Source organism: Flavobacterium lindanitolerans (assembly GCF_002846575.1).
Taxonomy (GTDB): domain Bacteria; phylum Bacteroidota; class Bacteroidia; order Flavobacteriales; family Flavobacteriaceae; genus Flavobacterium; species Flavobacterium lindanitolerans.
In genome coordinates this window covers 255984-269377 of sequence record NZ_PJND01000008.1, presented here as the reverse complement: position 1 = coordinate 269377, position 13394 = coordinate 255984, and the positions used below count along the sequence as shown (strand labels likewise).

General features: G+C 38.4%; 11 protein-coding genes. 6 read left to right on the top strand and 5 right to left on the bottom strand.

The features are described 5' to 3' along the window. Nucleotides 1–177: 177 nt before the first annotated feature. The 4 genes from B0G92_RS11095 to fahA form a co-directional block, all read right to left on the bottom strand. On the bottom strand, nucleotides 178–1650 hold the full coding sequence (locus B0G92_RS11095) for an N-acetylmuramoyl-L-alanine amidase (protein WP_101472249.1): 1473 nt from the start codon (nucleotides 1648–1650) through the stop codon (nucleotides 178–180). A gap of 1 nt (nucleotide 1651) precedes the next feature. After that, nucleotides 1652–2509 carry a TolB family protein gene (locus B0G92_RS11090; RefSeq protein ID WP_056065947.1) on the bottom strand — a complete coding sequence of 286 codons (858 nt, stop codon included), beginning with the start codon at nucleotides 2507–2509 and terminating at the stop codon, nucleotides 1652–1654. 130 nt (nucleotides 2510–2639) lie between these two features. After that, nucleotides 2640–3821, bottom strand: coding sequence for a hypothetical protein (locus B0G92_RS11085; protein WP_101472468.1), 1182 nt, complete (start codon nucleotides 3819–3821; stop codon nucleotides 2640–2642). 112 nt (nucleotides 3822–3933) lie between these two features. Then, nucleotides 3934–5217: a fumarylacetoacetase gene (gene fahA / locus B0G92_RS11080; RefSeq protein ID WP_056065952.1), complete on the bottom strand. Its 1284-nt coding sequence runs from the start codon at nucleotides 5215–5217 to the stop codon at nucleotides 3934–3936. 110 nt (nucleotides 5218–5327) lie between these two features. On the opposite strand from fahA, the gene glyA reads away from it, so the two are divergent. From glyA to B0G92_RS11055, 5 genes are all read left to right on the top strand, one after another. Next, nucleotides 5328–6602: a serine hydroxymethyltransferase gene (glyA, locus tag B0G92_RS11075; RefSeq protein WP_056065956.1), complete on the top strand. Its 1275-nt coding sequence runs from the start codon at nucleotides 5328–5330 to the stop codon at nucleotides 6600–6602. A gap of 171 nt (nucleotides 6603–6773) precedes the next feature. Then, nucleotides 6774–8150 carry a serine hydrolase domain-containing protein gene (locus tag B0G92_RS11070; RefSeq protein WP_101472248.1) on the top strand — a complete coding sequence of 459 codons (1377 nt, stop codon included), beginning with the start codon at nucleotides 6774–6776 and terminating at the stop codon, nucleotides 8148–8150. A gap of 7 nt (nucleotides 8151–8157) precedes the next feature. Next, nucleotides 8158–8535 (top strand): BlaI/MecI/CopY family transcriptional regulator, encoded by a 378-nt coding sequence (locus tag B0G92_RS11065; protein WP_101472247.1) that lies wholly within the window; start codon nucleotides 8158–8160, stop codon nucleotides 8533–8535. A gap of 19 nt (nucleotides 8536–8554) precedes the next feature. Then, the gene (locus B0G92_RS11060) at nucleotides 8555–10702 is read left to right on the top strand and encodes a M56 family metallopeptidase (protein ID WP_101472246.1); all 2148 of its coding nucleotides are present in this window, start codon (nucleotides 8555–8557) and stop codon (nucleotides 10700–10702) included. Between the two features lie 213 nt (nucleotides 10703–10915). Continuing rightward, entirely contained in the window at nucleotides 10916–11503 is a 588-nt protein-coding gene (locus B0G92_RS11055; RefSeq protein ID WP_056065968.1) for a MiaE family protein, read from the top strand. On the opposite strand, the gene B0G92_RS11050 is transcribed toward B0G92_RS11055, so the two are convergent. After that, nucleotides 11504–12076: a pentapeptide repeat-containing protein gene (locus tag B0G92_RS11050; RefSeq protein WP_056065971.1), complete on the bottom strand. Its 573-nt coding sequence runs from the start codon at nucleotides 12074–12076 to the stop codon at nucleotides 11504–11506. It lies immediately after the preceding gene. A gap of 161 nt (nucleotides 12077–12237) precedes the next feature. On the opposite strand from B0G92_RS11050, the gene B0G92_RS11045 reads away from it, so the two are divergent. Beyond that, nucleotides 12238–13356: a vWA domain-containing protein gene (locus B0G92_RS11045; protein WP_101472245.1), complete on the top strand. Its 1119-nt coding sequence runs from the start codon at nucleotides 12238–12240 to the stop codon at nucleotides 13354–13356. Nucleotides 13357–13394: the final 38 nt, after the last annotated feature.

The window sequence follows — 13394 nt, the reverse complement described above, 5'->3', positions numbered from 1 at the left end:
AGTGTCCGTAGGATAGAAGTTGTATGTAAATTGTAATTATTCATCGGTGCAAATGTACACAAAAAATATAATAATTTCAGGTGTTGATGGTTTTTAACAAAATGTTGTATAAATGTCACAAAAAAAATCCGAAGTCTTTTGGACTCCGGATTTCTGTTTTTGGATTGGAAAGGTTTTTTAGTTTTTGATAATCTTTTTGGTAAATTCCTGATTGTCTGTTGTTACGTTGATAATGTAAGTTCCAGATGGAAGTCTTGAAATATCAACTGCGGTTTCCAAGCGGCCATCACTTTCGATGCTTTTCGATTCGATTACCTTACCTGTAATATCATATATCGCATACTGAACATCGCCGGCAGAAGCTTTGTCAACAGTAATTGTAAACTGCCCGTTGTTTGGATTTGGATAGATTTTAACATCCAATTCTGATTTTCCAATCGGGCTTGCAGCGGCCCTACCTGAGCCACAGCTAATAGCAGTTCTGCTAATTGTTCCGTTAGAGTTGTTGACAGAACCATTGGCGTTTTTAGCCTTGATATAGTAAGAATAGCTGGTTCCGGCAGTAATCAGATACGTATTCAGGAATGAATTTCCTGTTACGTCTGGAGCATACAGGTTTCCGTTTCTGTAAATGTCATAAGAAGTAGCATTGCTGGAAGTTGTCCAGGTAACATTGATGGCACTTTGCGTTCCGCTGCAGGTTGCTGTTGCTGATATGGTAAAACTTCCTGGTGTGGCATTACAAACCAAAGTTGAAGCAGAAAGCGTTCCGTTAGAATTTGTTCTTGTTCCGGAGCTGTTTTTAGCAATAACATAGTAGGTGTAAGTTGTACCACCGGTTACAAGTGTGTTGATGTATTGTGTTCCTGTAATATTGCTGGCATATAATGCGCCGTTTCTGTAAATGTCATATCCGGTAGCATTGCTTGAAGCTGTCCAGTTCAAACGGTTTTGTGTAGAGGTCCCACTACATTCCGGTGTAAGTGTCAGCGAAAAAGTTCCAGGAGCGGCTACCGCACTACACGTAAGATTTAAATTGGATTTGAACGCATTAAAATAGGCCAGGGCAAAGCTGTCTCTCCAGGTATTGCTGTTTAATTTTGCCGCATCTGAAGTAGTATCAACAAAACCAATTTCATTCAAACAGGCTGTTGCTGAAGAATATCTCAGAACTCCTAAATGGTAGGCTAAAAAGCTGTTGTCTTCTACACAACGTCTGTTGGTCCAGGAACCGTGAGTGACCATATCAGCTTGAATTTTTTGTGCAAAAGCAATATCAGGAGCTGTATTGGTGTCATCAGCAGTACAGTAAAAAGTCTCTGTTCCGGTTCCTCCACCTGCATTACAGTGAATACTTAAAAGACGGTCGGCATTCCAGTTATTGGACATTGTAGCTCTCTGGTTGACAGAAATCCATCCGTTTACATTGGTTGTTCTGGTAAGATGCACAGTCCATGTACAACTGTTATCAATCAGAGCTTTTGTTTTTTGGGCAACAGCAAGAGCTGTTTCTATTTCTGTGGCCGTCCTTCCGTCCGGATTGTCACTTGTGCTGGTTCCATAGCCATGTCCAGGGTCAAGTACAACTATCTGTGCGTTTATTCCTAAAGAGCATAGCAATAAACCAAATATAAAGGCTGTCTTTTTCATCTTAATTCATTTTTAGAGTTGCGATAAAGAGTCTTCCGGTTTTGTCATCAGAGAAAATGACTTTGTCCTTGTGGATGGTCGGAAACATTTCAAAAATCACTTCAGTATTCGTAATCTTTTTGGTTTTGCCTTTCTCGACATCAAAAAGATAGAGTTCTGAATTGCTAACGGTATGCCCGTTTTCGCTTTCGTCTAAAAACCCGATAAGATAGGAGTCATCATCAGACCAGGCGGTGGCGATTCCTGTTCCGATTTTTCTGCCTTTGGTTTTTCCGTCAATATCATAAATATAGATATCGGCTCCATTATGTACGGCTACTTTTTTGCCATCGTTAGAAAGCATGGCATTGTAAAATTGGCCTTCATCATTGGTTACAACCCATTGTTTTGAAGTAGCTAAATCTTTGGCCTCAATTTTTAAGTTCGCCAGATTGGTATACACCACAACCTGATTGTCTCCCTTTTTTGAAGCACCTCTGTAAGACGGTAGATAGTTTGGGTCAATATTTTCTACCTTTTTAGAATAATTATCCCGGATATTATAGTTAATAACCTTAGCATTTGAGAAATATTCCTTGTCGGATTTTTCTTTAAAGTAAAAAGAATCGCCCGATTTGTCCCAGACATAAGCATAACCGCTACCTTGTTTGTCAGAAATTGGCTTTACTGTATTGGTTTTCAATTCCAGAAGATAGACACCTTTAAGGTGTTCTCCGGTTAAGAGTACATATTCTCCGGTAGGAGAAAAGAGAGGATTGGTGTAAAAACCGTCTACCTCAATGCGTTCAAAATCCTCGATTTTTTGCGCATACACCGATAAGCTCATAAGGAATGAGCATAACATAGTAGTTTTATTCATAATTGATAAATTTAGGTTGTGATAAATTTAACCTATAAAATCTTATAAATAAATACTAATTATGTTAATTTATTGTAATTTAATTCATTATGCGATGTAAAACCTAGTGTTTACGGTTGTTTTTTAAGAATTATCTTCTGATGCTGTTTCGGGAAATAATATTTTTCAGTTTTACCTTTAAATCTTCTCCCGTATCATAAATCATCTGTTCATTAGACGGGAAAGGAACTGCTTTTTGGTTGAAGTAAGTGTAATACGATTCGTCTGCAGCTCTTCTGTCACCACGGTAAGTAGAGTAGATGTTCTCAAAAATAAATTCACTGGTTAGTGGGAAAGTCTGCAATAATTGGCCGGATTTGTAGTCGATGTAATCTACTTTGGCAGTTACCTGCGCGGCTTTGAATTGTGTAAATTCATAGATGTCAACCTTAATCGTTTTAAATTTGTCAACCTTAATTACATTACCCAAACTGTCTTTGACTACATTACCACGTGAATCTGTCAGGTTTTTTACACCGTCCTTAATCTGTTTTTCTTTAATGAATTGTTTTTCTTTTACCTGTTCCGGAGAGATATTGATTTGGCGGAAGTTTACTACAATCTCAAAATCATAATTCACGCCTTTTTGCTTGCTACTGTGATATACCGTCCATTTGTCATTCAATCCGTTGGTACTGAAATCCAACAGGTCGTTTTGCAGACGAATTGGGATAACCATATTGGTTTCGTTTCTCATATAGACATTTACGAAATCAGTTCCTTTCAATTGGGCTTCATCCATAAGCTTACGGACATCTTTAAAACCCGGATTGATTTGGTCAAGATAAAGAAGGTCGTCATAGGCACGGCGGCTTGTCATTTTGTCTTTAGTCAACAATAAGGCTTTGGCATTGTCATAGAGATATTTTGAAAGTGCATTTTTGCTGTTTACAATCTGGTCAGTATAATCGTCAAACGGAAAGATGGCATTTCTGTTTTCTTTCATCAGACGCAAAGGCAAAAGCGGCCGTATTTTTTCCTGGCGGTTGTTTAACTGAACATACGTCGTATAGATGCGTTCCAGATTTCTTGGGTTGGCGTCTTTTGCCAGGAATTGGATGTCGCGCAAGTCCCGCTCTTTTGCTTTGGCAAAGGCCTCTTCGAGTAAGTAGATATAGTCCTGTTTTCCTTTTTTGTCTTTGTTGGAGCGGAGACTGTTTACGGCATTGTCAATAGCTCCGTCATAATCACCGCTGGTTAACATATTGGTAGTTTGTTTTACGCCGCAGGACACTAAAGCAAATACTAAAAACAGGAGAGTAATCTTCTTCATAAATGTTAAAAATTTAAGCAAATATATATCTTTTTTCAAAGTGTTTTCTGCTTTGGGACCAAAACAAAAAAGCCCCGGAATACCGGAGCTTTTGTAAAATATATAGTGTCTGTTATTTTCTGAAAAAAGGAGGTAGCAATTTGCTGGAAACCTCACCAAATCCAATTCTGACATTGTCTTTTTTGCAATAGCCTTTCATAATGACCGTATCGCCATCATTAATGAACTTACGTTCTGTACCGTCGCTCATAGTAAGCGGATTTTTTCCGCCCCAGGTCAATTCCAACATTGAGCCGAAACTGTCAGGTGTAGGACCGGAAATAGTTCCGGAGCCCATCATATCGCCTGAATTGACACGGCAGCCGTTAGAAGTGTGGTGAGCCAATTGCTGGCTCATACTCCAGTACATGTACTTAAAGTTTGATTTTGAGATAACTGTAGGTTCTGCATTTTCCGGCTGTAAGGAAACTTCCAGATTAATGTCAAAAGTTTTCTTGCCTTTTTCCTGTAAGTAAGGCAGCGGCATAGGGTCTTGATTTGGACCTTTTGTACGGAAAGGCTCCAAAGCATCCATAGTTACAATCCAAGGTGAAATAGAAGAGGCGAAGTTTTTTGCAAGGAATGGTCCTAATGGGACATATTCCCACTTTTGGATATCCCTGGCGCTCCAGTCGTTCAAAAGAACCATCCCGAAAATATAATCTTCCGCTTCATGTACCGGGATATTTTCTCCCATAATATTGGCATCGGTCGTAATGAAAGCAGTTTCCAATTCAAAATCAACCAATCTTGACGGTCCAAATACAGGAGTCGTTTCACCATTAGGCAAAGTCTGTCCCATTGGTCTGTGAACAGGAATTCCGGAAGGGACAATGGTTGAGCTTCTTCCGTGATAGCCTACAGGAATATGAAGCCAGTTAGGAAGCAGGGCATTTTCAGGGTCGCGGAACATTTTTCCAACGTTGGTAGCATGTTCTCTGCTGGAATAGAAATCAGTATAATCGCCAATCAATACCGGCAGTTGCATTTCAACATCTTCTATCTTAAAGATAACCGTTTCTCTGTGTTTTTCGTTATCTCTTAGTTCGGAATTGGTAGCGTCAAAAATATCGGCAATCCTGTTTCTCACCAATCGCCATGTTTTTTTTCCGTCAGAGATAAAATCGTTTAGGGTGTCCTGCATGAACATATCGTCAGTCAGGTCAATTCCTTCAAAATAGTTCAATTGCTGTAGGGCACCAAGGTCAATGGCATAGTCACCAATCCTTGTTCCGATTGTGACTACATCATCTTTAGTAAGGAAAACTCCAAAAGGTATATTCTGTATAGGAAAATCGCTGTCTTGTGGTACTTCCAGCCATGATTTTCTATTTGGGTCGTTTGCTGTTATAGGCATTATTATTGTTAGTTTATTTGTTTATAAATCAAGTATCAAATATATCGTTATATGGCATTTTAACAAACGCTTTTTGTATTTTTGTCCTCAAATTAACAAAAAATTATCAAATGCTACGCGACGAACAAATTTTTGACTTAATATTAGAAGAACAAGACAGACAAATCCACGGATTGGAACTGATTGCTTCCGAGAACTTTGTGAGTGACCAAGTGCTTGAAGCGGCAGGTTCAATACTAACTAATAAATATGCTGAAGGCTATCCAGGTAAAAGATACTATGGGGGCTGTGAAGTAGTAGACGTAATCGAACAGATTGCGATTGACAGGGCAAAAGCTTTGTTTGGTGCTGAGTATGCCAACGTACAGCCACATTCCGGGTCACAGGCTAATGCATCAGTTTACCATGCCTGCTTAAAACCAGGAGATAAGATTCTTGGTTTTGACCTTTCCCATGGTGGCCACCTGACGCACGGTTCTCCGGTAAACTTTTCAGGTAAATTATACCACCCTGTATTTTATGGCGTTGACCAGGAAACAGGATTGCTGAACTATGATAAAATTCAGGAAGTTGCTACTAAAGAACAACCAAAATTGATTATCGCAGGTGCTTCGGCCTATTCCCGTGATATGGATTTTGCCCGTTTTAGAGAAATTGCTGATAGCGTTGGTGCTATTTTGATGGCCGATATTTCGCATCCGGCCGGATTGATTGCCAAAGGATTGATGAACGACCCGATTCCACATTGCCATATCGTAACCACAACTACCCACAAAACATTAAGAGGACCACGTGGTGGTATGATTCTGATGGGGAAAGATTTTGAAAACCCATTCGGTATCAAAACACCAAAAGGTGAAATCAGAATGATGTCGTCTTTATTGGATGCTGCCGTTTTTCCTGGAAACCAAGGAGGTCCGTTAGAGCACATCATTGCAGCTAAAGCTGTCGCTTTTGGAGAAGCTTTGTCTGATGAGTTTTTTACTTATGCAAGACAGTTGCAGAAAAATGCCAAAGCAATGGCAGCCGCTTTTGTAAAAAGAGGTTATAATATCATTTCCGGTGGTACAGACAACCACATGATGCTGATTGACCTTAGAAATAAAAATATTTCAGGTAAAGAAGCCGAAAATGCATTGGTAAAAGCTGAAATCACTGTAAACAAAAACATGGTTCCGTTTGATGATAAATCTCCGTTTGTTACTTCCGGTATCCGCGTAGGAACTGCTGCAATCACAACCAGAGGTTTGGTAGAGGCAGATATGGAAACCATTGTTGATTTAATGGACAGAGTGATTCAGGACCATACCAATGAAGAACTTTTAGAGCAGATTGCTGATGAAGTAAACGAAATGATGAGCGAAAGACCCATTTTTGTTTATTAATCACAAGTCAAAAAATAGGACTAAGCCCATACATTTTGTATGGGCTTTTTTATTGATAAAAATTTTTTTGAAAAAAAAATAGGCTAATAATATTTTCGTACGAAAAATTTCCTACCTTTGGTTTAATCAAAATAAATAATTGTTTATTTAATAAATATCATCATCAATCAAATGGTAAAACTAATCACAATCTCTGCCATCTTTTTTTTGCAGGTTGCAGTAGCGCAGACTAAAACTGAAAAGTTGGATAGTCTGTTCCAATCTGCTGTAAACGATGGCTCATTTAACGGCAATGTCCTGATTGCAGAAAAGGGCAAGGTCATTTATCAGAAATCGTTCGGTTATTCCGACATCAAGGCAAAGGAAAAACTGACCGGCAAGTCAGTTTTTGAACTGGCTTCCGTTTCCAAGCAATTTACCGCAATGGGAATTGTTCTGTTGCAAAAGCAAGGGAAACTTTCGTATGACGACCCCATCAGCAAATTTTTACCGGAATTGTCAATGTACAATGACATTACGATTAAAAACCTTCTGGTGCATACCGGAGGACTTCCGGATTATATGGAGCTTATGAGTCAGGAAGAAAATCACGATGGTTTTGCAACAAACCAAACCATTATTGACCTGTTCGTTAAAAAGAAGCCTCCGGTTGTATTTAAACCGGGCGAAAAACATGAATACAGCAATACGGGTTATGCCTTATTGGCCAGTATCATAGAAAAGGCATCCGGGAAAAGTTATGGCGATTATTTGGCGGAAAACATTTTCAAACCATTAAAAATGAACGATACAAGAGTTTACAGAAGATGGTTTAAGCCTGAAAAAGTCAAAGATGTCACCAAAGGATATATTTATTCGGACAGTCTTAAAAGACTAGCCACACCAGATGAAATCAGCAAGGATTATTTTACGATTTATCTTGACGGAATCGTTGGCGATGGTATGGTTAATTCGACTACAACCGACCTGCTGTTATGGGATCAGGCATTATATACAGATAAGTTGGTCAATAAGCAGGACAAAGAATTGATTTTTAGTTCGTATCCTACCCAAAGCGGCAAAGCAACCAATTATGGTTTTGGATGGAAAGTTTCGACAAGCAGCCTGTATGGGAAAATAGCATCCCATAGTGGCGGTTGGTCAGGCTATGTAACTTATATTGCCCGCTATCTGGACCGCAATTGCACTATAATTATACTTCAAAATGCAATGAACCAAAACACGAAAATTCCTCAAGCCGAAATCAGGAACATCCTCTTTGAGCCAATTTATAAGGCAGATAAGAAAAAAATGGAAGAAATAGTAGGAATTTATAAAACGGAGAAAGGAAATGAAAGGGAATTGCTTTTTGAAAAAGGAAAGCTTTACACAAAGCTCAATGCAGAACAAAAGCTGGAACTGATTCCAATTTCAGAAAATAAATTTTTGGCTGATGGTTACCAACCCGAAGTTTTCTATGAATTTGTAGCAGAGAATAATAAAATTTCGAAATATATTGTTACACAACCAGAGCTCTCAGTCCGTTCTGAGGCCGTAAAAATTAAATAGACAGGATATGCAGGCAGAACCCACAAAATCAGAATTAGAAATTTTACAAGTCTTATGGCAGTTTGGTCCTTCGACTGTACGATTTGTAAACGACCAGCTTAACGAGCAAAAAAGAGCCGTTCAGTATACATCAACCTTAAAATTGATGCAGATTATGACCGAAAAAGGAATGCTTGTTAGCGATAAGACTCAAATGAAGCACGTCTACAGTCCGGCAATAGAAGAAAAGAAAACAAAAGGATTTCTTTTGGAAAAATTTGTTGATGCACTTTATAATGGTTCCAGCAGTAGCCTGGTAATGCAGCTGCTCGGCAATAAAAAAACAACCCAGGAAGAAATCGAAGAGATTCGAAGCCTTTTGGATAAGTTAGACAAGAAAAAATAACAACTTAAAAATTCAGACTATGATTATGCCCAATGAAAACATATTGAAGGCAATCTCCTGGACACTGATACATTCAGTGTGGCAAGGATTGGTTCTGGCTATTTTAGCCGGATTGGTTATAGTGTTTACAAGAAAATCCAAAGCAGCGATTCGTTATAATGTGCTGTCAGGATTGTTCGTGATGTTTTTAATAGCAGTTGGTTTTACATTTAATTACGAATACCATCAGGAAATTGCCATAGAGCCGGATGCAATAATGATTGCCGGAACAAATCCGGAATTGCAAAATACATTTACGGGCCCGTCAGCAATTGCTCCCGATTATTTCGAAGAAAGCATAAGCTATCTTAACCAATATGCAACAACAATTGTAGTAGTCTGGTTCCTGATTTTTGCCATAAAATGCTTCGGAATTTTCAGAAACCTGACCCATGTTTACAGAATACGAAACTATAAAGTTCATAATGCACCTGAATTTTGGAGCAGCAAAGTGGCAGACCTGAGCAAGAAATTAGGCATCAGCAAACCGATTGTGCTTTTAGAATCGCAGTTAGTGAAAGTACCTTCGGTTACAGGTTTTTTTAAGCCTATCATATTGGTTCCTGTAGGATTGCTTTCCCATCTTCCGCAAGACCAGATAGAAGCGATATTATTGCATGAACTGGCGCATATCAGACGTAAAGATTATTTTATTAATCTGTTACAAAGCTTTGCCGAAATCTTATTTTTCTTTAATCCGGGTGTTCTTTGGATATCTTCATTAATCAAAGATGAAAGAGAAAACTGCTGCGATGATATTGCCGTTACAATCACGCAAAGCAAATCGAAGTTCATTCATGCTTTGGTTTCTTTTCAGGAATACAATATGAAGCAGAACGAATTGGCATTGGGTTTTGGAAAAAACAAGAACCAGCTTTTAGCCAGAGCAAAACGCATCATCCAGGATAATAATAAGTCGCTGAATACTGTTGAAAAGACTTTTCTGTCAGTGTGTATTATTATCATGCTAACCTTTTCTTTGGCTTGTTCCAATACGAAGGCAACGACAGCTAAAACAGCCGAAAAGGAAAATAAGGTTGAAATTGCATATCTGAAAGGCCTTACAAGAGCTAAGCTGTCTGAAGGTGAGGAAATCCGACAGGCAGAAATTGCAGCACAAGAGGCACATAAAGCAGCCGAAATAGCAAAAGTTGAGGCGGAAGCGGCAAAGGTAAAGGCTGAAACAGCAAAAGATGAAGCCCAAAAAGCCCAACAACAAGGTACACTATCTGATGATGAAGCCAAACAATATGAGGCTGAAGCTTCACAGGCACAAGTTGAATTTGAAAAGGCTAAAAAGGAACATGAAATTGCAATGAAAGAACATGAAATTGCCATGGAGGAGCATGATAAGGCAATGAAGAAGCATGGAATAGCTATGAAGGAGCATGAAAAAGTCCAAAAAGAAGATAAAAAAGTCTGGAAGGAACACGAAAAAGCTATGAAAAAGCACAAAAAGGCTATGGAAGAGCATGAAAAAGCAATGATTCAGGCAGAAAAAGACAGAAAATCTGTTGGTACTACCTATCAGATTGTTAGGCCAATGACGTTTGAAGAAGCACAAAAATCAGGAATTTGTGTTATTACCGATAAGATAAAAGCCGATAATGCTCTTGTTAAAAAATTAAAAGAGAATGACGAGCTTCTTGTAATTAAAATGAAAGAAAAAGATAAGCTTCTGGTTGAAAAAATGGTACAGGCTGATGCACTGAAAGAAAAAAGAGATTTGTGGCTGATAGACCAGAAAGCTAAGTTTAGGCTGAAAAAAGCAGAAATGATTGAAATCAAAAAGATAAAACAACTGGACTTGCAAAAAATAAAGTTTAGTAAAGACAGTCTTTTAAAGGTTTATAAAGAAAACTGGGGACAAAAAACAGGAAGTACCGATGTTCCTAATAGAAATGGCCAGATTATTCCGGTTTTAACCAAAGAAAGAGCCATTGCCAATTTGAATAACCCGTCTTATAAGCTTAACAGCGATAATATTATTTTCTATGGTGAAGCGGTTATCGGGAACACATATACTAAGCCAACAAAATACCTGAAACCGAATAGCAGTGCCCTATACTACAATTTTGATTCCGCAAATCAGAATCTTAAAGATGCAGTAAAGCCTGTAAAATCCTAAAAAAAAACTGCCTAATCAGCAGAGTTTCAATCATCATCAAATCAAAAAATCAAAAATTAAATTTGTTATTGAGTTTAGTAGGCAGAAGGAATCCGTTCATTATCGGGTTCCTTTTGATGTTTTTTATAGTTTCTAAGCCACTTAGACCCTTAGTACCTTAGCACCTTCAAAAACAAATCCCTAAATTTGCAACCTAAATTATTCGCTATGTCAATGCTACGTTTAAAATTGCCAACAGACCCAAGATGGGTGAACATTGTTGAAACCAATATTGAAGAAATACTGACAGACCATGCCTGGTGCGAACAAAAGGCAGCCTCTAATGCAATTACAATTATTACAATCAATTCGGAATATCCGGATTTGGTAACGGATATGCTGGCCCTGGCTAAAGAAGAAATTGAGCATTTTGAAATGGTTCATGAAATCATCAAGAAGCGTGGATTAAAGCTGGGACGCGAACGTAAAGATGAATATGTTGGAGAGCTGGCGCAATATATGAAACGCAGTAATACTGGAAGCCGTGTGTCCGGATTTGTAGAAAGAATGCTTTTTTCGGCCATGATTGAAGCCAGAAGCTGTGAGCGTTTTAAAGTGCTCTCGGAAAATATCAATGACGAGGAACTTTCAAAATTTTACCGAGACCTGATGGAAAGCGAAGCCGGACATTATACTACATTTATTTCCTATGCCCGAAAGTATGGACAGGGAATTGATGTAGAAAAACGTTGGAAAGAATGGCTTGAATTTGAAGCGACCGTCATCGCAAAATATGGCAAGAAAGAAACCATACACGGATAATCACTCTTTGATAATCAATTCGTGTTTTTGCAATAAACCCTTAAGGCCGGCTAATGAAAAGCTGGCTTTTTTGATTTTGTTCTTTTCCGGGTCAATAGAAAAATTATAGCTTGTTGTGAAATCAGCCTTGATAGCTGTTGTGTTGGAAAAAACAGTCTTATGCAGGTTGCAATGGTCAAACAAAACGTTGGTTAAATCAGTATTCATAAAATCAAGCGCTATCATACTGCAATTGCTAAACGTTGTGCCTTTCATGGTCAGGTCATAGAATTTGCAGAAATCCAGGATACAGTCTTTGAAATGGATTTCAAAAATCAACCTGTCGCACATCGAAAAATTGACATCCAATACCTGACAATCGATAAAATTCACTCCCCTGAAAGCGACATGATTGATTCGGGCACCACTAAAATCACAGTTGGTAAAAGTACAATCCGTAAAAGTGACCCCGATAAAATTACAGCGTGTAAAATCGCAGTTTGAAAAATGGCAAACTTCAAATTCTTTCAGGTTGAAAGCATCTTCTGTATAAACTTCATTAGCGTAATTCTGGTCGTGAATATAATCGGTCATAAATCTTTGGATGAAACTGCAAAGCTATTTCAATTTCAAATGCAACCAAAAATTATCATCAATACTTGTCAACAATCCGATAGGAGCAGGCTTTCATTTTAACTAAAAATTAATACCGTGCCCAAACCATCACATTTGATTAAATAGTAATTTTATCATCTATGGAAACTAATAAAAGAAAAGGCTTCTTATTCAAAAAATACGAAGCTCCAGATTTGTCTCCTTTTGATAAACTCTTCGAAATTTTCAAAGAACTAATAACGCACACTTCAGGCGATTTTGACGAAGCGATAGATTGGCTTCGTGAACTGGACAAGGAATATAAACTGACAGATTCAAGCTATACTATTGATGACTTTATCGAAGACCTTAAGAAAAAAGGATACATACGGGAAGAAATAAAAGATGACGGTTCTGGCGGCCTCGCCATTACGTCAAAAACAGAACGAGCCATACGCCAGCAGGCACTCGAACAGATTTTTGGAAATCTGAAACGAAGCGGTTCAGGAAACCACAAAACAAAATATTCAGGAAGCGGAGACGAGCATACCGGAGAATTCAGGGAATTTCATTTTGGAGACAGCCTCGAACGAATTTCTTTGACGGAAAGCCTGAAAAATGCCCAGGTCAATAATGGTATCGAAAGTTTTAAACTGACGGAAGATGATTTGGTGGTGGAAGATGCCCAATTCAAGGCACAGATGAGTACCGTGTTGATGATTGATATCAGCCACAGTATGATTTTGTATGGAGAAGACCGTATCACGCCGGCCAAAAAAGTTGCGATGGCTCTGGCAGAACTGATTACTACCCGATATCCGAAAGACACGCTCGATATATTGGTGTTTGGAAATGATGCCTGGCCAATTGCTATAAAAGATTTGCCTTATCTTAAAGTAGGCCCATACCATACCAATACAGTGGCAGGATTAGAGCTGGCAATGGATTTGTTGCGTAGAAAACGAAATACCAACAAGCAGATTTTTATGATAACGGATGGTAAGCCAAGCTGCATACGCAAACGGGATGGTTCGTATTATATGAACAGTTATGGGCTCGATGATTATATTGTTGATAAATGTTATGCCATGGCACAGCAGGCGAGAAAACTGCATATTCCAATCACGACTTTTATGATTGCCAATGACCCGTATTTGCAGCAATTTGTCAATTATTTTACAGAAGCCAATCAAGGAAAAGCATTCTATACAGGATTGAAAGGTTTGGGCGAAATGATTTTTGAAGATTATGAAACCAACAGGAAAAAGAGAATAAAATAACAGACGAAGTAAAAGAATCCCTAATAAAAAGAGTAAGA